Origin of the sequence: Streptomyces sp. NPDC047061, assembly GCF_040643955.1 — a bacterium.
In the GTDB taxonomy this organism is placed as follows: Bacteria; Actinomycetota; Actinomycetes; order Streptomycetales; family Streptomycetaceae; genus Streptomyces.
Window position 1 is genome coordinate 146715 of sequence record NZ_JBEYVI010000024.1, and the last position, 24185, is coordinate 170899.

The window sequence follows — 24185 nt, forward strand, 5'->3', positions numbered from 1 at the left end:
CGAAGGAGCCACCATGCCCCCCCAAATCGAAACGGACGAACACAAGGCACTCCGCGCAGCGGTAGCCGCCCTCGGCGCGAAGTACGGCCGCGACTACATCACCCGAACCATCGCAGAGGGACGCCACCCGACCGAACTCTGGAACGAGGCCGGAAAACTCGGCTACCTCGGCGTCAACCTCCCGGAGGAGCACGGCGGCGGTGGCGGCGGCATCACCGAACTCTCCATCGTCCTGGAGGAACTGGGCGCCGCGGGCTCCCCGCTCCTCATGCTCGTCGTCTCACCCGCGATCTGCGGCACCGTGATCGCCCGCTTCGGCACCGAGGAACAGAAGCGGGCCTGGCTCCCCGGTCTCTCCGACGGCTCCCGCCTCATGGCGTTCGGCATCACCGAACCCGACGCCGGCTCCAACTCCCACCGCATCACCACCACCGCCCGCCGCGACCCGGCGAGCGGCGACTGGCTGCTCACCGGCCGCAAGGTCTTCATCTCCGGCGTCGACATGGCCGACGCCGTCCTGATCGTCGGCCGCACCGAGACCGTGTCCGACAAAGAGGGCCGCACCGGCACCCTCAAGCCCTGCCTGTTCATCGTCCCGACGGACGCCGAGGGCTTCCAGAAGCGCCCCATCGACATGGAACTGAACGCCGCCGAGAAGCAGTTCGAGCTGACCCTCGACGACGTACGGCTGCCCGCCGACGCACTCGTCGGCGACGAGGACGCGGGCCTCCTGCAACTGTTCGCCGGCCTCAACCCGGAGCGCATCATGACGGCCGCGTTCGCGATCGGCATGGGCCGCTACGCGCTCTCCAAAGCGATCGAGTACGCGCGCGAACGTACCGTCTGGAAAGCACCCATCGGCGCCCACCAGGCCATCGCACACCCCCTCGCCCAGGCGCACATCGACCTCGAACTCGCCCGCCTGATGATGCAGAAGGCGGCCCACCTGTACGACGCCGGCGACGACATCGGCGCAGGCGAGGCCGCCAACATGGCGAAGTACGCGGCGGGCGAGGCGTGCGTGAAGGCTGTCGACCAGGCCGTGCACACCCTCGGCGGCAACGGACTCACGCGGGAATTCGGGCTCGCCTCGTTGATAACGGCCGCGCGCGTGGCTCGTATTGCTCCGGTGAGCAGGGAGATGATTCTCAACTACGTCTCCCACCAGACCCTCGGCCTGCCCAAGTCGTACTGAGATCGCACTCAGGCCGTACCGAGGCCGTACCGAGGCCCGTGGCCGCCTTGGAGGAACCGTGTTCCGCAGTGAGTACGCAGACGTTCCGCCCGTAGAACTCCCCATCCACGAGGCCGTACTGGGCCGGGCCGCCGAGTTCGGCGACACGCCCGCCCTGGTCGACGGCAACGACGGCACCACTCTCACGTACGCACAGCTGAACCGGTTCCACCGGCGGCTCGCGGCCGCGTTCGCCGACGCCGGCGTCCGCAAGGGCGACATCCTCGCCCTGCACAGCCCGAACACGGTCGCCTTCCCGACGGCGTTCTACGCGGCCACGCGCGCGGGCGCCTCCGTCACCACCGTGCACCCGCTCGCCACCCCCGAGGAGTTCGCCAAACAGCTCAAGGACTCCGCCGCCCGCTGGATCGTCACCGTCTCGCCGCTCCTGGAGACGGCCCGCCGGGCCGCCGAACTCGCCGGCGGCATAGCGGAGATATTCGTCTGCGACAGCGCACCCGGACACCGCTCACTGCTCGACATGCTGGCCAGCGACGCCCCCGAGCCGCAGGTCGACATCGACCCCGTCGAGGACGTCGCCGCACTGCCGTACTCCTCCGGCACCACCGGCGTCCCCAAGGGCGTCATGCTCACCCACCGGCAGATCGCCACCAACCTCGCGCAGCTGGAGATCCCCGTCCCGTCCGGCCCCGGCGACCGCATCCTCGCCGTGCTGCCGTTCTTCCACATTTACGGCCTCACTGCGCTCATGAACGCGCCGCTGCGCAACGGCGCCACCGTCGTCGTCCTGCCCCGCTTCGAGCTGGAGACCTTCCTCGCGGCGATCCAGAACCACCGCATCACCGGCCTGTGGGTCGCCCCGCCGATCGTCCTCGCCCTCGCCAAGCACCCGCTGGTCGAGCAGTACGACCTGTCGTCCCTCAAGTACGTCATGAGCGCCGCCGCACCCCTGGACGCCAAACTCGCCACGGCCTGCGGCGACCGCCTCGGCATGCCGCCCGTCGCACAGGGCTACGGCATGACCGAACTCTCCCCCGGCACCCACATCGTCCCCCTCGCCGCCCTGCGCCAGTCGCCGCCCGGCACCGTCGGCAAGCTCATCGCCGGCACCGAGATGCGGATCGTGTCCCTGGACGACCCGCACAAGGACCTCGCCGTCGGCGAGCCCGGCGAGATCGTCATCCGCGGCCCCCAGGTCATGAAGGGCTACCTCGGCCGGCCCGACGCCACCGCCGAGATGATCGACACCGACGGCTGGCTGCACACCGGGGACGTCGGCCATGTCGACGCCGACGGCTGGCTGTACGTCGTCGACCGGGTCAAGGAACTCATCAAGTACAAGGGCTTCCAGGTGGCCCCCGCCGAACTGGAGGCCCTGCTGCTCACCCACCCGGGCATCGCCGACGCCGCCGTCGTCGGCGCCTACAACGACGACGGCAACGAGATCCCGCACGCCTTCGTCGTCCGCCAGCCCACCGCCGACGGCCTTACCGAGAACGAGACCATGCTGTACGTCGCCGAACGCGTCGCGCCCTACAAGCGCGTCCGCAAGGTCACCTTCATCACCGGCGTGCCCCGCGCGGCCTCCGGAAAGATACTCCGCCGCGAACTGCGTGCCCTCGCCAGGACCGAGGAACCCGAGGAGCGCCCATGACGTCGATCGCACCGTTGGTCGGACAGACACACACGCGTGCCGTCACCACCCTCAGCCTCGACGCCACCGCCACCCGCAACGCCCTGTCCGCCGCCCTCGTCGCCGAGCTCGCCGAGGCCCTCACCGACTGCGCCAAGGACCCCGACGTCCGCGCCGTCGTCCTCACCCACACCGGCAACACCTTCTGCGCCGGTGCCGACCTGCGCGACCCGCCCGACCCCGACGCCCTCGTCGGCCTCCTCCGCCAACTGGTCGAACTGCCCAAGCCGGTCGTCGCCCGCGTCACCGGCCACGTCCGCGCGGGCGGCCTCGGCCTCCTCGCCGCCTGCGACATCGCGGCAGCCTCCACCGAGTCCACCTTCGCCTTCACGGAGGTGCGGATCGGCGTCGCCCCCGCGGTGATCTCCCTCCCGCTCCTCCCGCGCGCCGACCCCCGCACCCTCGCCCGCTACTACCTCACCGGCGAACGCTTCGACCCCGCCGAGGCCGTCCACCTGGGCCTCCTCACCACCACCGCCGACGACGTCGACGCCGCCCTGGCCCCCGTCCTCGACGGCCTCCGCCGCTCCGCCCCCCAGGCCCTGGCCGAGACGAAACAGCTGCTCACGGCTAGGGTGCTGGAGACATTCGACCGGGACGCGGCCCACCTCACCGCACTCTCGGCCCGGCTGTTCTCCTCCGACCAGGCCCGCGAGGGGATGACGGCCTTCCTCGAACGACGGGACGCGGCGTGGGTGGTGTGAACACGGGTGCGAGTACGAGTGCGGGTGCCGGCGCGGGTGTGGGCACGTCGGAACGCGCGCCGAAACAGGACCGCAGCCGCGCCACCCGGCAGCGACTCCTGGAGGCCGCCGTGGCCTGCCTCGCCGAGCGAGGCTGGGCAGGCTCCACGGTGGCCGTTGTCGCCGAACGTGCTGGTGTCTCCCGGGGCGCCGCCCAACACCACTTCCCGACCCGCGAGGACCTCTTCACCGCGGCCGTCGAATACGTCGCCGAGGAACGCTCCACCGCCCTCCGCGCCCTGTTCCCGCAGGGCGCGACCGTCGGCGACCGCCGAGCAGTCGTCTCGGCCCTCGTCGACCTCTACACCGGCCCCCTCTTCCGCGCCGCCCTCCACCTCTGGGTCGCCGCCTCCAACGAGGACCAGCTCCGCCCCCGGGTGACGGAGCTGGAGGCCCGGGTGGGCCGCGAAACCCACCGCATCGCCGTCGACCTCCTGGCCGCGGACGAGTCCCGCCCGGGCGCCCGGGAGACGGTCCAGGGCCTGTTGGACATGGCCCGAGGCCTGGGCCTGGCCAACCTCCTCACGGACGACCGGTCGCGGCGGGAACGGGTGGTCCAGCAGTGGGCGGCACTACTGGACGAGGTGCTCGACAACGCCCCGTAAGGGGCGCGGGGAACTGCGCGACCAGCCCCCACACACCCGCACCCGCCGACCCACCGCCGTCACCCCCCTAGTGGGCGATATCCGCGAACCCCTCCACATCCTGCGGCCTCCGCGTCCCCGGCCCCACATACTCCGCCGACGGCCGCACCAACCGCCCCGTCCGCTTCTGCTCGAGAATGTGCGCCGACCACCCCGCGGTGCGCGCACACGTGAACATCGACGTGAACATGTGCGCCGGCACCTCCGCGAAGTCCAGCATGATCGCCGCCCAGAACTCCACATTGGTGGCGAGCACACGATCCGGCCGCCGATTGTGGAGCTCCTCCAGCGCAGCCTGCTCCAGCGCCTCAGCGATCTCGAACCGCGGCGCGCCCAGCTCCCGCGCCGTCCGCCGCAGCACCCGCGCCCGCGGATCCTCCGCCCGGTACACCCGGTGCCCGAACCCCATCAGCCGCTCACCCCGGTCCAGCGCCCGCTTGACGTACCCCACCGCGTCCCCGGTCCGCTCGATCTCCTCGATCATCCCGAGCACCCGCGACGGCGCACCCCCGTGCAGCGGCCCCGACATGGCCCCCACCGCACCGGACAGTGCCGCGGCGACATCCGCGCCGGTCGAGGCGATGACCCGCGCGGTGAACGTGGACGCGTTCATCCCGTGCTCGGCGGCCGAGGTCCAGTAGGCGTCCACGGCCGCCACATGCTTCGGATCCGGCTCGCCCCGCCACCGGATCATGAACCGCTCGACCACCGAGTGCGCCTTGTCGATCTCCCGCTGCGGCACCATCGCGTGCCCCTGCCCACGCGCGGACTGGGCGACGTACGACAGTGCCATGACCGCGGCCCGCGCCAGATCCTCCCGGGCCTGGTCCGCATCGATGTCCAGGAGCGGCTTCAGCCCCCACACCGGCGCCAGCATCGCGAGCGCCGACTGCACGTCCACCCGGATGTCACCCGAATGGACGGGGATCGGAAACGGCTCGGCCGGCGGCAGTCCCGGATTGAACGCCCCGTCGACGAGCAGCCCCCACACGTTCCCGAACGACACGTGCCCGACCAGATCCTCGATGTCGACGCCCCGGTACCGCAGGGCGCCTCCCTCCTTGTCCGGTTCGGCGATCTCCGTCTCGAACGCGACGACTCCTTCGAGCCCAGGTACGAAGTCGGACATGGGGCGGCTCCTCATGGGTGTAGGCGGAGGCAACTGCACCATAACCCCGAGTGCCAGAGTTGGGGAGCCCAGCGGCACTCAGTGCCACACTCCTCGCCGCCCGCCGGTGCCGCACAGAGCGATACGGCAAGATGACCGCGTGACCGATCGTGACGCCGCAGCCTCCGACGACGACCCCATCCTCGACCCCGCCGCGATGCGCAAGCACTACCGGGCCGAAGGATTCGAAGAGCACGACCTGGCCGCCCACCCCATGGACCAGTTCACCCGCTGGTTCGAACAGGCCGCGCGGGCGGCTGCCGACGGCATGATCTACGAACCCAACGCGATGGTCGTCGCCACCGCCGACGCCGAGGGCCGCCCCAGCTCACGCACGGTCCTGATGAAGCAGTACGACACCCGGGGCTTCGTCTTCTACACCAACTACGACTCCCGCAAGGCCCAGGACCTCGCCGCGAACCCGTACGTCTCGCTGGTCTTCCCGTGGCACGCCATCGCCCGCCAGGTCGTCGTCACCGGCACCGCCCGCCGCACCGGCCGCGACGAGACCGCCGCCTACTTCCGCACCCGCCCGCACGGCTCCCAGCTCGGCGCCTGGGCCAGCACCCAGTCCACGGTCATCTACTCCCGCGCCGAACTCGACGCCTCCTACGCGGAGCTCAGCGCCCGCTACCCCGAGGGCGAACAGGTCCCGGTCCCCCCGCACTGGGGCGGCTTCCGCATCGCCCCCCAGACCGTCGAGTTCTGGCAGGGCCGCCAGAACCGCCTCCACGACCGCCTCCGCTACGTGGCCGACCCCGCCGGCACCTGGCACGTGGAACGCCTCAGCCCCTGACGCCCCCACGGGCTCCGAAAACACAGACGACCCGCGAGCTCGGGTCCCTCCGCCATCTGGCGGAGAAGCCGGCCGGACGTACCGGCGAGCTCGCGGGTCGGGTGACTGCGTTGGATTAGGCCGGCTGCGTGCAACTCGTGCACGCCGGTCCGGCACCGCACATCGTGTGGTGGCGAGCCGTTAGCCCGCAGCCACCTCGCGCGTCCGGGTTTCACTCATTTACCCGATCACCTCCCTTCCACGTACTCGCCACTCTAAGAAGCTCCTGGGAGAGACTCAACCGCTTTTTGGAGATGCTTGCGGAGGCGCTTCTCGCCGGGTGCTGTAGCCGTACCCGTCGCCCCGCTGCAGAAGCTGCAGATTCCGGTGCGAGACGTTGAGACGGCCTTGGGGCGTGGAGAGACTGTGTTGCCCCCTGGCCCGGACGGAAATGTGCCCCGTCCAGGTACCTGCCCACTTGCCCGAGGGGACGACGGCACGCACGAGGTCCCCGGTGACGTACCCGAAGTGCTGCTTGGTGCGGGAGCGTCGCAGGCGCGGGAATCCGTACCGGTCGGGTGTGGTGCGAGCGTACGAGCCGCGTCCGGTGGCTTTTGCGACCAGGACCCGTTCGGGGAATCGTACGATCGCGTCTCCGCCCTCGTGGTCGAGGTGGCCGACGGACAGCGCGTCGAGGGTGTGCGTCTTGCCAAGGCCGCTTGCCATGCGGTTCGCCATGGTGAGGTGGCCGGGCCAGGCATGTACGGGTCGGTCCAGCGTCTCCAACGCTTCCGCGAGTCGCGCCTGCGTCGCGTTGTTCGATCTCGGTGCTCGGTAGCGGCAGTTTGCCGAGCGCCGTCGGTGTCGGTATCCGGCGCGTTGCCCCATGGCGTGGTGGATCCGGTCGCCGCGGTGCTGGAGCTCTATCGAGAAGAGTCCGCGTCGGACGGTGACGACACGACCGTCTGTGCCCGTCTCCTTCTTCTCGTCGGTGAGGGCGAGTCCAGTGCCTTTGGAGCCGGGGTCGATGCGTAGCTGCAAGCCGTCGACGGCCGATTCGGCCTGCGTGCGGTCCTTGAGCCGGATGGCGAAGGGTGTCTGTCGTACGACGACCGCTCGTCCTTTCTGGAGGAGTTCGCGGGCGCGGGCCGGGTGGCAGGGCATGAGTGGGTGCCCGTCCCTGGAGAGGACGAAGACTCTGCCGTCGCCGCTTCCGCCCGCGTACTCCGGTGGGTGTGTGGGAGCGTCACCGCTCCCGTTCTCTGCCGCCTGCGCCACCGGGGCGGCGCGCTTGGCGTGTCGCCGACGGGCCTCGGTGCCGGTCCCGTCGGTCTCCCCTCGCCCATGTTCCCTGTCGGCGCCCCGCGCGGTGGCGGGGTGTCCGTGAGCCGTTTCGTCCCTGCTCCCGGGGGTGTCTGCGCTCACGGGTTCCAGAGCAGGCTGCTGAGGAAGTACAGCCTGGTGGGTCTGCTCGCCTGCGGGAAACGTAGTCATCGGGGGCACCTCCCTGATCCTTCGATCGTGATGACTGGGGCTGGTCACTCGACGGCTCTGTGGCCGGGGAACGAGTGACCTCCTTTCGGCGTATGCAGGTGAAGCTACTGATCCGGACCGCAACTATTGCCTTGATCGAACCGGAGTCGCTCGTTTATGCGGATCTTGCCGATCTTCCGAACGCGCACGTGATTTTCCTGCTAGGGCCTGTGTGGTCGATCTTTGGGGCGATGGCGTCTGGCACTCGTGCATCTGGTTGTCGAAGGTCTCGTCGAGTGAGGTAGAAGGACGGCATGGATACCGCCGTACTTGAACAGATGCTGGACGAGACCTTCGATCACGCTGTCGTGCACCACGGATACAGCAACTACATGCGCGACTACGAGGTCATCGTCTACGCGGCGGCTGATCCCCGTACCGGCATCACGCCGTCCCACCTGCGGTATCTCTTCCGGTACTGCGTCGAGGCCCGATGTGAGACGTCAGTGCCGGCGAAGACTTGGCGGATCTCGTTGGACGACCGGCTCATCGACCACAAGACCGGTATCGACCTCGACGGATACGTCTGGGGCGTGAAGTGGCACAGCCTGTACCCGGGAGCCAGGCTTCTCCCTGAGTCGGAGGGAGCCCGCCGCTGGTCCAAGGCTCTTGGGATCGACTTCCATGAGGTGTGTATGGAGACCAGCGCACACAACCTGACTTTGCTTTTCTCGGATCTTCAGGTGAGCGAGGTCCCGGTCGGATACGCACCCTTCGTCACGGAGTAGGGGCCAGGGTTCGTGTGATCTTGTGACCACCGCAACCGGAGAAGGCCCTCTACCGTTCCGGTATGACAAAGCGGCGGGTGATTCTCAGTGGGTCCGTGTTCGAGGAGGAGATCGGGTATGCGCGGGCGGTGGTGGACGGGGACTGGGTGCATGTGTCCGGGACCACCGGGTTCGACTATGCGGCGATGGCGATCTCCGAGGACGTGGTGGAGCAGGCCGAGCAGTGTCTGCGGAACATCGGGGCGGCGCTGGCGGAGGCCGGGTGCGGGTTCGGGGACGTGGTGCGGGTGCGGTATCTGCTGCCGGTGCGGGAGGACTTCGAGCCGTGCTGGCCGGTGCTGCGGCGGGTGTTCGGGGAGGTGCGGCCCGCCGCGACGATGATGGTGTGCGGGCTGTCGGATCCTCGGATGAAGATCGAGATCGAGGTTTACGCGCGGCGGTCGGCAGAAGGGGAGGGCGACGCGTGAGTGATCTTCGGGTGGTCCTCGTCGACGGCGACGAGGCGTTGGAGGAGTGGCGGTATGTGCACAACGTGGTGGTGCCGCCTGCCGCGATGTCGTTCGAGGAGGCTCGGGAGCGGCTGGTGCGGGGGTATCGGCTGGAGAACGCCTACGACGGGGACGTGCTCGTGGGGTGTTCCACCGTGCGGCCTGCCGTCGGTGGGGTGGTGACGGTGATCGCGCGGGTGTTGCCGGAGTTTCGGCGGCGGGGGTTCGGTGCGGCCTTGTACGAGCACGCGCTCGGGTATGGGCGTGCGCAGGGGGCCGGAGTCGTCGAGACGTGTGTGCTGGGGGTCAATGAGGACGGGGTGCGGTTTGCCCGGCGGCACGGGTTTGCGGAAGTCGAGCGGTATGTGCTCGACGGGGGGAGTGACGAGTGGGTGGATCTGCGGCTCGAGCTGTGAGGCCGTGGTGGGCGGCGGGTTGCAACGATTCCCTCAATCTTGCGGGAACACAGTGTGGGCTGCGTCACGTTCGAGTTGAATGAAGGGCAGCGAGTGAACCGACGCGCCGTGCGTGCGGACGCAGCCTGATGGGGGTCCAGGTGAGTGCTTCCCGGCGTAGTGGGGCCACGGACGAGCTGGGGCCCGACGAGCCCGAGCCGGAACCGGAGCGGGATGCTCCGGAGGACTCGGGCGGCTCCGACCTGCTCGCCGCGCTGCTCGACGGCATGGACGCGGCGCTGTGCGCGTTCGACGCGGACGGCTTCGTCACGCACTGGAACCGTGAGGCCGAGCGGATCCTCGGGTGGACGGCCGCCGAGGCGGTGGGCCGGCACGGGTTTGCCGGGTGGGCGGTGCGTGAGGCGGACGCGGACGAGGTCGAGGGGCGGCTGCTGTCGGCGATGCATGCGCCCGGTCGGCAGGTGCACGAGTTCGCGCTGCTCACCAAGGACGGCGGGCGGGTCCTCGTACGGACGCAGTCGGCGGCCGTGCGCGGGCCCGACGGGAAGCCGGCGGGGGTGTACTGCGCGTTCAGCGAGGTGCACGCGCAGATCGACCTGGAGCGGTCGATCGCGCTGAGCGAGGCCCTGTTCGAGGACGCTGCCTGGGGCGTCGTCCTCGTGGACGCGGATCTGCGGCCGGCCGTCGTCAACGCGCATGCCGCGCGGGCGCTCGGTATCGGGCGTACGTCGGCGCTCGGGCGGCCGCTGGGGGAGTTGCTCGCGCTGGGCGTGGAGGATCTGGAGAGCGCGCTCACGCATGTGCTGGCCGAGGGGGCGCCGCCCGCGCCGGCGGAGATGTGGGTGAGCGTACGGACGCCCGAGGGCGAGCAGCGGCGCTGCTGGCGGTCCGGGTTCCTGCGGCTGGCGTCGCCGCTCGCCGAGGAGCCGGTGCCGCTCGGGGTGGGCTGGCTGTTCCTGGACGTCACGGAGGCCAAGCACGCGGAGCAGGATGCGGCGATGCTGCGCTTCCGTGCCAACCAGTTGCATCGTGCGGCCCGTGCGGCGGCCGAGTGCGAGGACCCGGCGGAGGCGGCGACCGTCCACCTGGACTTCGCGCTGGCCGGGTTCGCGGACCATGCGGTGATCGACCGGGTGGTGGGCGGATCCCGGGCCGACGGGGAGGTGGGGCCGGTCCGGCTGGTGCGGATCGCGGCCACGCCGGCCGGGGCGCCGGGGCCGAGCATGCTGACGGGGGCGGCGGGGCTGCCGGTGCGCTACGAGGAGGGGCATCCGGCGTTGCAGTGCGTGGTGCGGGCCGGGAGTGTGCGGGCGGACGCCGGTTCGGTGCCGCTGGACCGGGCGCGGGCCTGGGCGCTGGACCGGCAGTGGCCCGGTGACGTGGTGCACGCGTTGTGCGCGGTGCTGCGCAGCCGGGGGCGGACGCTGGGCGTCGTGACGTTCCTGCGCGGGTCGGCCCGCAACCGCTTCGAGCGCGCGGACGCGACGTACGCGGAGGACGTGGCCGTGCGCATCGCGACCGCGCTGGACCTCGCCCACCTCGCGAAGGAACGGCAGCAGTAGCAGCGACAGCCGCTCAGTGCTGGTAGAAGATCCGGTCGCGGTACTCCTCGAACACGCGGGCGTTCCATTCGTGGCCGCCGTCGACGTTGCCGGAGCGCAGCAGCGGGGGTTCGGTGCCGCGGTCGGCGAGGGTGGCCGCGGTGGTGGCCAGGACCGCCTGGAGCAGGGCGCTGGTGACGACCGTGGAGGCGGGCGCGAAGGGTGCGGGGATGGTGTCGAGGGTGAGCTCGGCGTCCCCGACGGCGATCTTCGAGTCCAGGACGATGTCGCAGTGGTCCTTGAGGTACGTGCCGGAGGAGTGCCGGGAGGTGGTCTCGGTGGCGTACGCCACCGACGTCACGCCGATGACCTTGGCGCCGCGCCGGCGGGCCTCGACGGCCATCTCGACGGGCAGGGCGTTGCGGCCGGACAGGGAGATGATCACGAGGGCGTCGCCGGTGCGCAGGGGCGAGGTGTCGAGGACGGCGGTGGCGAGTCCGTCGACCCGTTCGAGACGGGAGCCGAGGGTGGCGGGCATCACATCGACGCCGACGAGGCCGGGGGCGGCGAGGAGGTTCATGAGGGCGAGGCCGCCGGCGCGGTAGACGACGTCCTGGGCGGCGAGCGAGGAGTGCCCGGCGCCGAAGGCGAAGAGGCGGCCGCCGGAGGCGACGGTGTCGGCGAGGAGGGTGCCGGCGGCGGTGATGGCCTCGGCCTCCTCGTCGCGGACCCGTTGCAGGAGGCCGATGGCGGCGTCGAAGAACAGGTCGGCGGGCGTGCCGTCGCTCATGCGGTGCCCCTTCGCAGCGTCAGCGTCAGCGTGTGCGTCAGCGTGTGTGTCGCGGATCACCCTCAGGTCTGGACCAGGTCGGTGTCAATACGGCCTGTGCGGGGGCCGGGGTGGCGGCTGGGGGTGGGGACGCTTACCGGCGCTTACAGGGTGCCGCCGCGCCCACCCGTGCCGCCCTGCGGCACGCCTGCCCGCAGCTGGGTGGCTGTGAAAGGGACGTCGGCCCGCACCCTCCGTTTTTCCGGTGTCCCCCGCTTGTCAGTGGGATCCGGCAGAATTGGTTGCAGGGCCAGCGCACGCGGCCGGGGCTTCCGGCAGAGGTAATCGAGGGGCACGTATGTCCGGACTGATCGACACCACGGAGATGTATCTCCGCACCATCCTCGAGCTCGAAGAGGAAGGCGTGGTCCCCATGCGCGCCCGCATCGCGGAGCGGCTCGACCAGAGTGGGCCGACGGTGAGCCAGACGGTGGCGCGGATGGAGCGGGACGGTCTGGTGTCCGTGGCCAGCGACCGTCACCTGGAACTGACCGACGAGGGCCGCCGGCTGGCGACGCGGGTGATGCGCAAGCACCGCCTCGCCGAGTGCCTGCTGGTCGACGTGATCGGCCTGGAGTGGGAGCAGGTGCACGCCGAGGCGTGTCGCTGGGAGCACGTGATGAGCGAGGCCGTGGAGCGGCGGGTGCTCGAGCTGCTGCGGCATCCGACCGAGTCGCCGTACGGCAACCCGATCCCGGGGCTGGAGGAGCTGGGCGAGAAGGACGGCGCGGACCCGTTCCTCGACGACAGCATGGTGTCGCTGGCCGACCTGGACCCGGGCACGGACGGCAAGACGGTGGTCGTGCGCCGGATCGGCGAGCCCATCCAGACCGATGCGCAGCTGATGTACACGCTGCGGCGGGCGGGTGTGCAGCCCGGTTCGGTGGTGAGCGTGACGGAGGCGGCCGGCGGGGTCCTGGTGGGCAGCGGCGGTGAGGCGGCCGAGCTGGAGGCGGACGTCGCCTCCCACGTGTTCGTCGCCAAGCGCTGAGCGACGCCCGCTGAGTGCCGTCCGGTGAGCGCCGCCGGCTGGGCGGCGACCGCCGGGCGTGCCGCAACCTGAGCATCGTTCAACTTCTGTTGCTGGTGGGGAAGTTGATGCCTTCTCTCGACGTCTCACCCGTGTGTGTCGAACGCGTCGAATCGAAGATTCAGTGCTCCGAATCGCAGCGCTGGAACGTTTCGCGTGCAAGGCTGTCGCGAGAGGCATATGACCTGAGGGGGGCGGGGAGGATGTGCCGAAGACGTGGACACGGACATGTGCGTGGACGTGGGATTGGCCCCGGCACCTTTCGGTACCGGGGCCTGTCCTCCCCAGTGCTGACCCGGAGCCCCGAGCTCTCAGGGTCATCCCCTCGGACCGTTTTCCCCGAGCGGTCCGCCCCCCGCAGAACAAATCCCCCCGGCGGCGCCGATCATGCCTGAGGAGGGGTCACTCGAATGAGGGGTGTTGCCCGCGGGAACCCGGTTTTCGAATAAGGGTTCGATAGTCTGCAGTGGTACCGAAGCACCACGAAGCGATACGAGGCGACACTAGGCACGCGGAGCTAGGGGGGTGCCAGGCCCATGGCACGGCGCATCGACGTGACAGGAGTCGGCGGCGTGAACCTCGCCGCCTGGGAGTTCGCGGACCCGCCCAAGACGGAGGATCCTGGCCACTCGTTTCCCGGCGTGCTGTTACTGCACGGCCTGATGGGCCGCGCCTCGCACTGGGCGTCCACCGCCCGCTGGCTCGCCGGACGGCACCGTGCCGTCGCCCTCGACCAGCGCGGCCACGGCCAGAGCGACAAGCCCCCGCAGGCCGCCTACACCCGTGAGGCGTACGTCGAGGACGCCGTGGCCGCCGTCGAGCAGCTGGGCCTCGCGCCGGCCGTGCTGATCGGCCACGCCATGGGGGCCCTGACCGCCTGGCAGCTCGCCGCGAAGCGCCCCGAGCTGGTGCGGGGTCTGATCATCTGCGACATGCGGGCCTCCGCGCTCGGCGCGGCCTCGCAGCGCGAGTGGTCCGACTGGTTCAAGTCCTGGCCCGTTCCCTTCGCCACGCTCGCCGACGTACGCAAGTGGTTCGGCGAGGACGATCCCTGGGTGGAGCGGCCGAGCCCCGCGCGCGGGGAGTTCTACGCCGAGGTGATGCACGAGTGCGCCGACGGCTGGCGGCCCGTGTTCGACCCGGACCAGATGCTGAAGTCCAGGGAGACCTGGGTGTACGACGCGCACTGGGAGGAGCTGGCCCAGGTGCCGTGCCCCACGCTGGTCGTGCGCGGGGTGGACGGGGAGCTGGGGCGGGCGGAGGCGCAGGAGATGGTCAGGGTGCTGCCGAAGGGGGAGTACGCCGAGGTGGCCGATGCGGGGCATCTGCTGCCGTACGACCGGCCGGATGCCTGGCGGGCGGCCGTGGAGCCGTTTCTCGATCGGGTGGGGGAGTGAAGGGCGCCGACGGGGCAGGGGCCGCGCGAGGTAGGCGGCTGCGGGTCCGTTGTGGCTGGTGGCGCAGTTCCCCGCGCCCCTTTCGGGGCGCAGTTCCCCGCGCCCTTTGCGGGGCGCTGATCGTCGGCTAGCCCTTGCTGACAGCCGTCAGGATCTCCGGCAAGCAGGCCGCCGTCCGCGGGGCCGCCAGGCGTAGCCCCGTCCACGTGATCGTCGCCCCGTAGATCGTCCCCACCGGCAGCAGCAGCCAGGTCCACTCCGCGCCCCCCGCGCTCGCGTTCAACGCGATCGTCAGCGCGATGACGGGGGCGCACAACAGGGCCGCCGACACCATGCCGCCGAAGATCGCGACGCAGGCCAGGCCGGTCTGGCCGGGGGCGACGTTGCGGTGGCCCTCCTGGGGGATGGAGTACGGGAAGCGGGCGGAGGTCCAGGCGCCCGTCGCCAGCATCGCGCCGAGCAGGGCGAAGGCGAGGCCGAGCACCTCGGGCAGCCGGGGCCAGTCGCCCAGCACGGCCGTGGTCAGGACGGTCACCAGCGTGGTGTACGGCAGGGTGATCACCAGCAGGGCCAGCGCCCGCCCGCGCAGTTCGACGTAGGCGTCCCGCGCGGAGGAGACGGTCATCGCGACCATCCAGAAGGCGGAGGTGTCCTGCCCGAACTGGTTGTACATCTGGATGCCGAGCATGCCGGCGGCGAAGCACGCGAAGTAGATCGACCCGGTGCCCTGCAGGGCGTTGAAGACGGGCACGATCAGGCCGATGGCCAGCGAGGTCACCCAGGCGGCCTTGGTCTTGGGGTCGCGCCAGACGTAGCGCAGGCTGCGCGCCATGACCGTGCCGGTACGACCGCCCGGCAGCAGCCGCCCCGGCCGCCCCAGTCGCCCCAGCCCCCCGCCTTCCGGTGAACGCCCCCGGGCGGCCGCTTCGGGCGCCTGCAGCGTGGAACCGTCGGGTGCGGTCATCAGCCGGGTCAGCGTCCGCGCCCAGGCGCCGACGAGCAGCGCCAACGCGGCGAGGGACAGCGCGAGTTGGAGGAGCGCCGTCCCGTACGACCCCTCGCTCGCCGCGTGCACCGCGCCGATCGCCGACGCGGGCGGCAGCCACCGCACCACGTCCGCCACCGGCGCGAGCCTGCCGAGCCCGGCCGAACCGAGGCTCTGGGCGCCGAAGTTGACGAGCTGCGCCCCGACGGCGATGACCAGGCCGCTCAGCACCGCCAGGTCCCGTCCCTTGCGGCTGCTGAGCAGCCGTACGTTCGCGGCGGCCACGGCACGTGCGAGGGCCACGCAGACCAGCAGTGCGAGGGGTACGGCGACGACCGCGACGCCGTAGCCGGCCGCACCGTGCGCCACCGCCACCGCACAGCCCACCAGCAGCAACAGGCTGAACAGGGGGCCGATGCCGACCAGCGAGGCGGCCAGCAGGGCCCGTACCAGCGGCCGGGGCCGCAGCGGGAGCATCACCAGCCGGGTCGGGTCCAGGGTCTCGTCGCCGCCCGGGAAGAACAGCGGCATCACCGCCCACCCCAACGCCAGCACGGCGGCCCCCAGCACGGCCACCGCGTCCGCGTGCGCATGCCCGCGCAGCAGGACCAGGCCCAGCAGCTGCAGCACCGCGAACAGCAGTGCGACGACCGCCGACGCGACGAACGCGGCCCGCCGGCCGCCGGACTGCCGCAGCCCGTTCCGCAGCAGCGACAGCTTCAGCCGTACGACGGTGGCGGTCACGTCCGTCATCGGGCCGCCCCGCCGCCCAGCCAGTCCAGGTCGGAGGCCGCGTCCCGGCCGCTCGCCCCGACGAGTTCGAGGAACGCGGCCTGGAGGGTGGGATGCGCCCCGCGCACGTCCTCCAGGGTCCCGGTCGCGCGGATCCGGCCCGCCGCCAGCACCGCGACCCAGTCGCACAGCGACTCGACGAGCTCCATCACGTGGGAGGAGAAGACGACGGTCGCGCCGGAGGCGGTGTACCGCTCGAGGACGCCCCGGATGGTCTGCGCGGACACCGGATCGACGCCCTCGAACGGCTCGTCCAGGAAGAGGACTTCGGGGTTGTGGAGGAGAGCGGCGGCGAGCCCGATCTTCTTGCGCATGCCGGTCGAGTAGTCGACGACGAGTTTGTGCTGGGCGCCGGCGAGGTCGAGCACGTCGAGGAGCTGGGTGGCGCGCTTGTCGACCTCGGCGCCGGGGAGGCCGCGCAGGCGGCCGGAGTAGCCGAGCAGTTCGCGGCCGGAGAGCCGTTCGAAGAGGCGGAGGCCTTCGGGGAGGACGCCGATGCGGGCCTTCACGGCGACCGGGTCCCGCCACACGTCGTGGCCGACGACCTCGACGGAGCCGTGGTCCGGGCGCAGCAGCCCGGTCACCATGGAGAGGGTGGTGGTCTTGCCGGCTCCGTTGGGTCCGACCAGCCCGACGAACTTCCCGGCGGGCAGCGACAGGTCGATCCCGCCGACGGCCACCTGCTGCCCAAACCGCTTCCAGAGCCCACGCACACGCACGGCATCGGTCATGCCAGCACCTTATGCGGGGGCCGGTGGCGGGGGGTTTCACTTACCGGCGCTCGCAGGGTGCCTCCCCCAGCCTTCGGCCGGGGGGACCCCCAGCGCCCACCCGTGCCGCCCTGCGGCACGCCTGCCCGCAGCTATGTAGGACACGGCTGTGAAGCGCCCCGTAAGGGGCGCGGGGAACTGCGCGACCAGCCACGACGTACCCGCGGCCGCCGACAAGACCGCACCCGGCAGCCCAATAGGCGCCTACCGATCCCGCCCGCACGCATAAGCCAACGGCGAGATCAACTCCTCCGCGTCCGGCAGCCACCGGTTCGCGGCCGTCGGCCGGCAGGCCCACTGCACCGCCCCCCGCGACCCGTACCGCGTCGGCGGAGCGGGGACGTACGCCCCCTCGCCGAGCGCCGTGAGGTCCAGTGACGCCGGTGACCAGCCGATCTTCCGTACCAGGTCCGGCACCTTCACCGACGCCCCGGGAAGAACGAAGAACTGCATACGGCGATCCGGCGTCAGGGTCACCGGCCCCAGCGTGAGCTCCATCCGCTCCATGCGCGCCAGCGCGAGGAACCCCGCCGTCTCCGGGACGGACAGCGCGTCGAAGGTCCGCCCCGTCGGCAGCAGGATCGACGCCGTCGGCTGCTTCTGCCACATCCGGCGCGCCACCGTCGCACTACCGGTGGCCTGCGTCGCCCAGTCCGGGCGCGCCGCGTGCGCGCCGGGCGCGACGCACGCGACCTCACCACAGGAACAGCGTTGCACCCCCTCGACCGCTTCCAGCCAGGTGCCCGGGAAGACGTCCCAGTGGCGCTCCTCGGCGTAGCGTACGGCGGTCTCCAGCAGCGATTCCCCGCGCTGCTTCGGAATCTGAGCGGCTTCGGTGCCGGCGATCGTCTCTTCCACGCTCAACACAACTCCCGCGCCCACCTGGAGTTACGGGCGTAGCGCGCGCGGGGGAGGAGCATCTTTTCCGTAACTGGGGCGCATGGATGCACGTGTGGGGGCGCGCAGGAGGAACCGGGGCGTGAGCGGGTAGTCACACGTGGGGGGTTGGTGGCGGTCGTACCCGTGATTCCGCCGCCTTTACCCGGCAATCCTCGCATGTCCCGCATTTTCGGTATGTCCGCTGGGCAGTGATCGTCAGGGCCGGATCTTTTCCCTACAGGGAGTTCGCAGGGGGTACGCCATGGCCGCAAGGCCGCTTGTCGCGCGGCAGCCGAACGAACGGTTGCAGGCGCTCATCCAGGAGGCGGGGTGCTCGAACGCCGGGCTCGCCCGCCGGGTCAACATGTGCGGCGCCGAGCACGGTCTCGACCTGCGGTACGACAAGACGTCCGTGGCGCGCTGGCTGCGCGGCCAGCAGCCGCGGGGCCGGGCGCCCGCGATCATCGCCGAGGCGCTGGGGCGCAAGCTGGGCCGTACGGTCACGATCGACGAGATCGGCATGGCCAACGGCAAGAACCTCGCGTCGGGCGTCGGTCTCCAGTTCTCGCCGACGGTGCTGGGGGCCATCGAGCAGGTCTGCGAGCTGTGGCGCAGCGACGTGGGGCGCCGGGACTTCCTGTCCGGGTCGTCCGTGGCCGCGTCCGCGCTCGTCGAGCCCAGCCGGGACTGGCTGATCTCGGCGCCGGACGCGCAGGTGGCGCGGCAGGCGGGGCCGCGGGTCGGGCAGGCGGACGTCGCGGCGGTGAAGGCGATGACGCAGGCGCTGACGGATCTGGACCACCAGTTCGGCAGCGGGCATGTGCGTCCCGTCGTCGTGCACTACCTCAACAGCGTCGTCTCCGGACTGCTGGCTGGCTCCTACCGGGAGTCCGTGGGGCGGGAGTTGTTCGCGGCCGTCGCCCGGCTCACCGAGCTCGCCGGGTACATGGCCGTCGACACCGGCCAACCCGGTCTCGCCCAGCGGTACTACATCCAGTCGCTGCGCCTCGCGCAGGCGGCCGGCGACCGTGGCTACGGCGGCTACGTGCTCGCCTCCTCCATGAGCCACCTCGCCGCCCAGCTCGGAAACCCGCGCGAGATCGCCCAGTTGGCGAGGGCGGCGCAGGAGGGGGCGCGTGGTCGCGTGACCCCGCGCGCGGAGGCGATGTTCTTCGCGGCCGAGGCCCGGGGCCACGCCCTGCTGGGCGATGTGCGGTCGGCGCAGCTGGCGTCCGGGCGGGCGGTGTCGGCGATGGAGGCGGCCGATCCGGCGTCCGGGGACGACCCGGCGTGGATCAAGCACTTCGACGAGGCCTATCTGGCGGACGAGTTGGCGCACTGCCACCGCGACCTGGGGCAGGCCGATGCGGCCGCCAGGTGCGCGCAGCAGTCGCTGGACGGGCACCCGGAGACCCGGGCGCGGCGCCGCGCGATCGGCTATGTGCTCCTCGCCACGGCGCAGGTGCAGCAGCGTGAGATCGAACAGGCCTGTGCCACCGGGACGAAGGCGGTCGAGCTGCTGGAGACGGTCCGCTCCAACCGGGGCGCCGAGTACCTGGAGGACTTCCAGCAGCGGCTGGAGCCGTTCCGGGACGAACCGGTCGTCAGGGAGTTCGGCGCCCGGCTGGACCTGCAGGCAGCGGCATGAATTCATGCCCCGCGGTTGCGTAAACGTGTGGGAAACCACACGTTGCCGCGCACGAAGCGGCATATACAGCGCACCGCGGGGCGGCTTTGTTACTGCTGTGACAGGGAAGAAGATCGCGCCCTTGGCTGCGTGGCACCCGGCTGAGGGGACCCGGTAGCGTGAGCAGACGATTCACAAGGTCCCCCATTAGTAGGAGTCCCGGTGACGCAGAGTGGACAGGGCGAGCCCGCGCGCGAAGGCATCGTGCTGCCCTCCGACGGTGGCGAGCCCCTGCTGCCGGGTATGACGGGCAGCCCCGTCCCCGTCGCGCAGCCGCCCGCTCCGGCCGCCGCGCCGTCCGAAGGGCAGTCCTGGGGCCAGCCGTGGGGCCCCGGCCACCAGCAGAGCCCGCAGCCCGAGCCGCCCGGCCAGGGCTGGCCGCAGGCGGCCGGCCAGGCCGGCCAGGAGTGGGCCGCCCCTGAGCACCCGCTGCCGCCCGCCTGGAACGCCCAGTCGCACGTCGCCCAGGTCCAGGCCGCCCAGGCCCCCGGCGCCGGTGCGCTCCCGCCGGAGGGGGCGCCGGCCCCGTCGTACGGCGGCGGCTACGAGCAGTCGTACGGCTACGACGCCCAGCCCCAGCAGTCGTACGGCGCCCCGCTGCCCCCCGCCGCCGGCCATGACCCGTACGGCGCTCCGGGCGTCGCGCTGCCGCCCGCCGTCCCGCAGGGCGGCCACGGCGGCTACGGCGGTGCGCTGCCGCCCGCCGACGAGGGTGCCACCCAGTTCATACCGCCGGTGCCCGCCGCACCGGTGGACGAGGGCGCCACGCAGTACATACCGCCGGTCCCGGCGGCCTCCGAGGGCGCCACCCAGCTGATCCCGCCGGTGGGTACCGGCGCGCTGCCGCCGGAGATGTCCCACGGGCAGACCGCTTTCGGCGGGGCGCCCGCCCCGGTGCACTCCGACGCCGACGCCACGCAGTACATCGCGCCGTACCCGGCCGGTGGCCTGCAGGGCGGCGGCGCCGACCGGCAGCCGCCCGCCGAGTTCGACAACCTCTTCCGCAGCGCGCCGGGCGGCGAGCCCGCGGCCGCGTCCACGGCCTATCTGCCGCGCTTCCAGGAGCCCCAGAGCGGCTACCAGCAGCCCCAGGGCGGCTACCAGCAGCCGCCGGCGTACACCCCGCCCCCGACGTCGTACGACCACCACGACGACGACGGCGACGGCCGGGGCGGTCGTGGCAGGTCGAAGGTGCCGGTGATCGCGGCCGTCGGGATCGGCATCGCGGTGCTCGGCATCGGCGCCGGTGCCCTGCTCAGCGGGGGCGGCGGGGGCTCGGACGACGCCAACAAGACGGTGGCCGCGTCCGCCCCGGCCACCGACGGATCGTCCTCGGCCGCGTCCGACCCCGCGAAGGCGCAGGCCGTCGCCCTGGACAAGCTGCTCGCCGACAGCGGCAGCAGCCGCGCCTCGGTGATCAACGCCGTCGCCCAGGTGAAGCAGTGCCAGGACCTGGACGGCTCCGCCTCCGACCTGCGCAACGCCGCCCAGCAGCGCACCGAGCTGGTCACCAGGCTGTCGAAGCTGGCCGTCGACAAGCTGCCGGACCACGCCGAGCTGAGCACCGCCCTCACCAAGGCCTGGCAGGCCTCCGCGAACGCCGACAGCCACTACGCGGCCTGGGCCGACCAGGCCAAGGGCAAGCACGGCTGCCGCAAGGGCCAGGCCCGCACCACCGGCCAGACCGCCGCCGGCAACCGCGAGAGCGGGACCGCCAGCAGCCAGAAGGTGAAGGCGGCCGCGCTGTGGAACACGATCGCGAGCAAGTACGGACTGACCCAGCGGCAGCCGACCCAGCTGTGACCGCGGCCGACCCGGCCGCGACCACGGCCGGTCGGCCGGCGCGTGCGCGCCGGCACCTGCGCCTGCCGGTCAGCTGAGGTCGGCGTTCTCCAGGACCTTGGTCATGTCCAGGGCCTGCTTGTTCGCCGACTGCAGCAGCCCGCCCTTGACCGTCTGGACGTTCACGTCGGCGTTGACCAGCCGGGCGAAGCCGGCCGCGGCCAGCTTGCCCTGGTAGGGCCAGGACAGGGACGGGGTGAGGCCGCCGGTGGAGACCTTCAGGCCGTCGTTGAGGGTGTGCCGCACACTGTCGGAGCTGACGTCGCCGTCGCCGATCTTCTCCAGCACGGCGGTGAGGACTTGGTAGGCGATCCAGGTGGTCTGCACCCCGGCGTCGGCCGGGTCGATCCGGTTGTCGCCGAAGGCCTCCTTGCTGATGACCTTCTTCATCTGGTCCCAGCGCGAGTCCGACGCCACCGGGTACCAGCCGGTGATGTACGACCCCTCGTACGGGCCGGACGCGCCACCGGTGGAGTTGATCACCGTCTGGTCGACGCTGCCGACCTCGGCGGCCGTCTTCACCTTCGGGTAGTCCTGGCGGGCGCGCTGGAAGTTGTCCATGAAGGTGGCCGTGCGGTCACCGAGCTCGGGCACCACGCAGCCCGTCTTCGCCGCGTTCGAGGTGGCGCTCTCCAGCGCCTTCTGCGACTGCTGGTCGTACTCGGTGAGGTCCTCGGCCGCGAGCTGGTCGTTCGCCTTGGCGTGGCCGCCCGCCTGCAGGCCCGAGTCGAGCAGCTGGGGCAGCTGGTCGCCGGCGATGGTGTCCGGGCGGACCAGGGTGACCGGGCCGCAGGAGTCGGCCAGCGCCTCCCCGAGTCCGGACAGCAGGGTGAGCGAGCCGCCGTTGACCGGGTAGGAGACGGGGCTGGTGAACTCGTTGTTCGACGCCCCGTAGCCGCCTATGTAGGGGATGGCCGCGCCCTCCAGCGGGGCGAAGTAGGAGTCGCCGAACTGGCTGTAGGAGCCGACCACGGCGACGACGTTCTGGTCGACCGCGCGCTGGGCGCAGTTCGCGGCGCCCACGCTGGTGTTGTGGTCGTTGCAGGTGATGAGCTTGAGTTTGTGGCCGTGGATGCCGCCCTGGGAGTTGACCCACTTGATGTAGGCGGAGGCGATGGCGGGCATGCCGGGTTTGTTGGTGGCGCTGGTCCCCTGCGGTGCCCAGGTCATCACCTTGATCTCGTCGTCCGTCGAGGTCGACATCCCCGGGATGGCGCCGCAGCCGGCGGCGAGGGACGCGCAGGCCGTCATGGCCACCGCGGACAGGGCGGTGGCTCTCACGCGCCGGTGTGCCGCGGGGCGGATGCTGCTGACGGTGGTGCTGAGGATGGGGCGCCTGCCGGTCATGGACACGCACGATTCCGCCACATCACTAACCGGGAAGTGACCTATGGTCAACGAAGGGTGACGTCAAGGTGAATTGCGGGGGGCCTGTTAAGGGTGTGTGACGAGGAACGTACGATCGACGACCGTGCAAGGTTCGGAGAACTCTTCCCGTCGCGGCCGTCGCTCCTCCACCATGGGCGACATGCCACTCAATGACATGCCATGGTGGCGCTGGCGCAGCAATGTGCGCTCCGCGCTGCACATGCTCTCCGACCCGGACTTCCAGCGGAACGTCTGGCTGGCCGGTCAGGACGGGTACGGCGACGTGACCGACGCGGTCTACCGGCTGGTCGAGGACACCTGGCTGGACAGCTGGTCCGCGGAGAAGTACGTCGGGACGATATTCCGGGACTCGCAGGAGGCGGCGCTCGTCGACACCGCCGTGCTGCGGGTGCTCCGGATCATGCACCAGGTCGGGCCGGACGCGCCGGTCTCCGCCTACCTCGACCACCAGGGGTGGCCGGACGCGGTCCGGGCGGCCCGGGACGCGCACATACGCCTCGCGGCGAGTGACGGCGACGACCCGGACGCCCCGCCGCGCACCCTCGAGGTGCTGCGGATCATGACGCGGGCGGCGTGAGTCCGCGAAGCGGACGCTGACGGCCGGGGCGGGCGGGGCATGAGATTCTGTGGTGCATGACCGACGAGTCCACCCGAGCCCAGGCTGTCCCGGCCGACCAGTACGTCCTCACGCTCTCCTGCCCGGACAAAAAGGGCATCGTGCATGCCGTGTCGAGCTACCTGTTCATGACCGGCTGCAACATCGAGGACAGCCAGCAGTTCGGGGACCACGACACGGGCCTGTTCTTCATGCGCGTGCACTTCTCGGCCGACGCGCCGGTGACGGTCGACAAGCTGCGGGCGAGCTTCGCGGCGATCGGTGACTCCTTCCACATGGACTGGCAGATCAACCGGGGCGACGAGAAGATGCGCATCGTCCTCATGGTCAGCAAGTTCGGCCACTGCCTGAACGACCTGCTCTTCCGCGCCCGCATCGGCGCGCTCCCGGTGGACATCGCGGCCGTGGTCTCCAACCACACCGACTTCGCCGAACTCGTGGACTCGTACCACATCCCCTTCCACCACATCCCGGTGACGAAGGAGACGAAGGCCGACGCCGAGGCCCGGCTGCTCGACCTCGTCCGCGAGGAGAACGTCGAACTGGTGGTGCTGGCCCGCTACATGCAGGTTCTCTCGGACGACCTGTGCAAGCAGCTGAGCGGCCGGATCATCAACATCCACCACTCGTTCCTGCCGAGCTTCAAGGGTGCGAAGCCGTACCACCAGGCGCATGCGCGGGGCGTGAAGCTGATCGGTGCGACCGCGCACTACGTCACGGCGGACCTGGACGAGGGTCCGATCATCGAGCAGGAGGTCGAGCGGGTCGGCCACGACGTCACCCCGGACCAGCTGGTGGCGATCGGCCGCGACGTGGAGTGCCAGGCGCTGGCACGGGCGGTGAAGTGGCACGCGGAGCGCCGCATCCTCCTCAACGGCCGACGGACGGTCGTCTTCGGCTGACGGCACCTTTCCGTTCGCCCGTTCGCCCAAGGGGCGGGACGGTCCGGTCTCGTCGGCGGGTGCGGGTGGTTCGTGGTTGCTCGCGGGTGGCCACCGAGAACGGCTCGTCGAGGACGGCGATCCCGGCCTCCTTGAAACGCGCG

22 protein-coding genes are annotated in these 24185 nt (G+C 71.2%); 15 read left to right on the plus strand and 7 right to left on the minus strand.

The features are described 5' to 3' along the window. The first annotated feature begins 13 nt into the window (after positions 1–13). Genes ABZ887_RS30160 through ABZ887_RS30175 form a run of 4 tightly spaced genes read left to right on the plus strand, consistent with a single transcriptional unit; the run spans position 14 to position 4236 of the window. The gene (locus ABZ887_RS30160; protein WP_361295802.1) at positions 14–1195 is read left to right on the plus strand and encodes an acyl-CoA dehydrogenase family protein; all 1182 of its coding nucleotides are present in this window, start codon (positions 14–16) and stop codon (positions 1193–1195) included. 58 nt (positions 1196–1253) lie between these two features. Further along, positions 1254–2849: a 4-coumarate--CoA ligase family protein gene (locus ABZ887_RS30165; RefSeq protein ID WP_361295805.1), complete on the plus strand. Its 1596-nt coding sequence runs from the start codon at positions 1254–1256 to the stop codon at positions 2847–2849. Further along, on the plus strand, positions 2846–3592 hold the full coding sequence (locus ABZ887_RS30170; protein WP_361295808.1) for an enoyl-CoA hydratase family protein: 747 nt from the start codon (positions 2846–2848) through the stop codon (positions 3590–3592). Before ABZ887_RS30165 ends, ABZ887_RS30170 begins: the two co-directional genes overlap by 4 nt. Before the next feature lie 38 nt (positions 3593–3630). Beyond that, complete coding sequence (locus ABZ887_RS30175; RefSeq protein ID WP_361295811.1) at positions 3631–4236, plus strand: TetR/AcrR family transcriptional regulator; 606 nt, start codon at positions 3631–3633, stop codon at positions 4234–4236. A gap of 67 nt (positions 4237–4303) precedes the next feature. Here the strand turns inward: ABZ887_RS30175 and ABZ887_RS30180 are convergent, their stop codons facing one another. Then, the gene (locus ABZ887_RS30180; protein ID WP_361295814.1) at positions 4304–5404 is read right to left on the minus strand and encodes a citrate synthase 2; all 1101 of its coding nucleotides are present in this window, start codon (positions 5402–5404) and stop codon (positions 4304–4306) included. A 196-nt stretch (positions 5405–5600) separates the two neighbouring features. On the opposite strand from ABZ887_RS30180, the gene pdxH reads away from it, so the two are divergent. Further along, entirely contained in the window at positions 5601–6239 is a 639-nt protein-coding gene (pdxH, locus tag ABZ887_RS30185; protein ID WP_361295891.1) for a pyridoxamine 5'-phosphate oxidase, read from the plus strand. A gap of 276 nt (positions 6240–6515) precedes the next feature. Here the strand turns inward: pdxH and ABZ887_RS30190 are convergent, their stop codons facing one another. Continuing rightward, positions 6516–7496 carry an RRXRR domain-containing protein gene (locus tag ABZ887_RS30190; protein ID WP_361295894.1) on the minus strand — a complete coding sequence of 327 codons (981 nt, stop codon included), beginning with the start codon at positions 7494–7496 and terminating at the stop codon, positions 6516–6518. 509 nt (positions 7497–8005) lie between these two features. On the opposite strand from ABZ887_RS30190, the gene ABZ887_RS30195 reads away from it, so the two are divergent. The 4 genes from ABZ887_RS30195 (at position 8006) to ABZ887_RS30210 (ending at position 10945) form a co-directional block, all read left to right on the plus strand. After that, positions 8006–8479 (plus strand): hypothetical protein, encoded by a 474-nt coding sequence (locus ABZ887_RS30195; RefSeq protein ID WP_361295817.1) that lies wholly within the window; start codon positions 8006–8008, stop codon positions 8477–8479. 62 nt (positions 8480–8541) lie between these two features. Next, the gene (locus ABZ887_RS30200; protein ID WP_361295820.1) at positions 8542–8946 is read left to right on the plus strand and encodes a RidA family protein; all 405 of its coding nucleotides are present in this window, start codon (positions 8542–8544) and stop codon (positions 8944–8946) included. After that, a complete protein-coding gene (locus tag ABZ887_RS30205) occupies positions 8943–9383 on the plus strand; it encodes a GNAT family N-acetyltransferase (protein WP_361295823.1) in 441 nt (146 codons plus the stop codon). The genes ABZ887_RS30200 and ABZ887_RS30205 overlap by 4 nt, the downstream gene beginning before the upstream one ends. A gap of 140 nt (positions 9384–9523) precedes the next feature. Further along, a complete protein-coding gene (locus tag ABZ887_RS30210) occupies positions 9524–10945 on the plus strand; it encodes a PAS domain-containing protein (RefSeq protein ID WP_361295825.1) in 1422 nt (473 codons plus the stop codon). Between the two features lie 13 nt (positions 10946–10958). Here the strand turns inward: ABZ887_RS30210 and ABZ887_RS30215 are convergent, their stop codons facing one another. Further along, positions 10959–11714 carry an SIS domain-containing protein gene (locus tag ABZ887_RS30215; RefSeq protein WP_361295828.1) on the minus strand — a complete coding sequence of 252 codons (756 nt, stop codon included), beginning with the start codon at positions 11712–11714 and terminating at the stop codon, positions 10959–10961. Positions 11715–12051: 337 nt separating this feature from the next. On the opposite strand from ABZ887_RS30215, the gene ABZ887_RS30220 reads away from it, so the two are divergent. Further along, positions 12052–12744, plus strand: coding sequence for a metal-dependent transcriptional regulator (locus ABZ887_RS30220; protein ID WP_217546648.1), 693 nt, complete (start codon positions 12052–12054; stop codon positions 12742–12744). A gap of 575 nt (positions 12745–13319) precedes the next feature. Beyond that, the gene (locus ABZ887_RS30225) at positions 13320–14180 is read left to right on the plus strand and encodes an alpha/beta hydrolase (protein WP_361295831.1); all 861 of its coding nucleotides are present in this window, start codon (positions 13320–13322) and stop codon (positions 14178–14180) included. A 127-nt stretch (positions 14181–14307) separates the two neighbouring features. Here the strand turns inward: ABZ887_RS30225 and ABZ887_RS30230 are convergent, their stop codons facing one another. The 3 genes from ABZ887_RS30230 to ABZ887_RS30240 form a co-directional block, all read right to left on the minus strand. Continuing rightward, positions 14308–15918 (minus strand): transporter, encoded by a 1611-nt coding sequence (locus ABZ887_RS30230; RefSeq protein ID WP_361295834.1) that lies wholly within the window; start codon positions 15916–15918, stop codon positions 14308–14310. Next, positions 15915–16688 carry an ABC transporter ATP-binding protein gene (locus ABZ887_RS30235; protein ID WP_361295837.1) on the minus strand — a complete coding sequence of 258 codons (774 nt, stop codon included), beginning with the start codon at positions 16686–16688 and terminating at the stop codon, positions 15915–15917. Before ABZ887_RS30235 ends, ABZ887_RS30230 begins: the two co-directional genes overlap by 4 nt. A gap of 243 nt (positions 16689–16931) precedes the next feature. After that, a complete protein-coding gene (locus ABZ887_RS30240) occupies positions 16932–17594 on the minus strand; it encodes a bifunctional DNA primase/polymerase (RefSeq protein ID WP_361295840.1) in 663 nt (220 codons plus the stop codon). Positions 17595–17868: 274 nt separating this feature from the next. Between ABZ887_RS30240 and ABZ887_RS30245 the strand changes: the two genes are divergently transcribed. After that, positions 17869–19254, plus strand: coding sequence for a transcriptional regulator (locus tag ABZ887_RS30245; protein WP_361295843.1), 1386 nt, complete (start codon positions 17869–17871; stop codon positions 19252–19254). Between the two features lie 201 nt (positions 19255–19455). Then, positions 19456–21096, plus strand: coding sequence for a hypothetical protein (locus ABZ887_RS30250; RefSeq protein ID WP_361295845.1), 1641 nt, complete (start codon positions 19456–19458; stop codon positions 21094–21096). Positions 21097–21165: 69 nt separating this feature from the next. Here ABZ887_RS30250 and ABZ887_RS30255 read toward each other — a convergent pair whose 3' ends face one another. Then, complete coding sequence (locus tag ABZ887_RS30255; RefSeq protein WP_361295847.1) at positions 21166–22482, minus strand: ABC transporter substrate-binding protein; 1317 nt, start codon at positions 22480–22482, stop codon at positions 21166–21168. Between the two features lie 172 nt (positions 22483–22654). On the opposite strand from ABZ887_RS30255, the gene ABZ887_RS30260 reads away from it, so the two are divergent. Both ABZ887_RS30260 and purU read left to right on the plus strand, forming a co-directional pair. Further along, positions 22655–23101, plus strand: coding sequence for a hypothetical protein (locus ABZ887_RS30260; RefSeq protein ID WP_361295849.1), 447 nt, complete (start codon positions 22655–22657; stop codon positions 23099–23101). Positions 23102–23157: 56 nt separating this feature from the next. Beyond that, positions 23158–24042 (plus strand): formyltetrahydrofolate deformylase, encoded by an 885-nt coding sequence (purU, locus tag ABZ887_RS30265; protein ID WP_361295851.1) that lies wholly within the window; start codon positions 23158–23160, stop codon positions 24040–24042. Positions 24043–24185 lie beyond the last annotated feature (143 nt).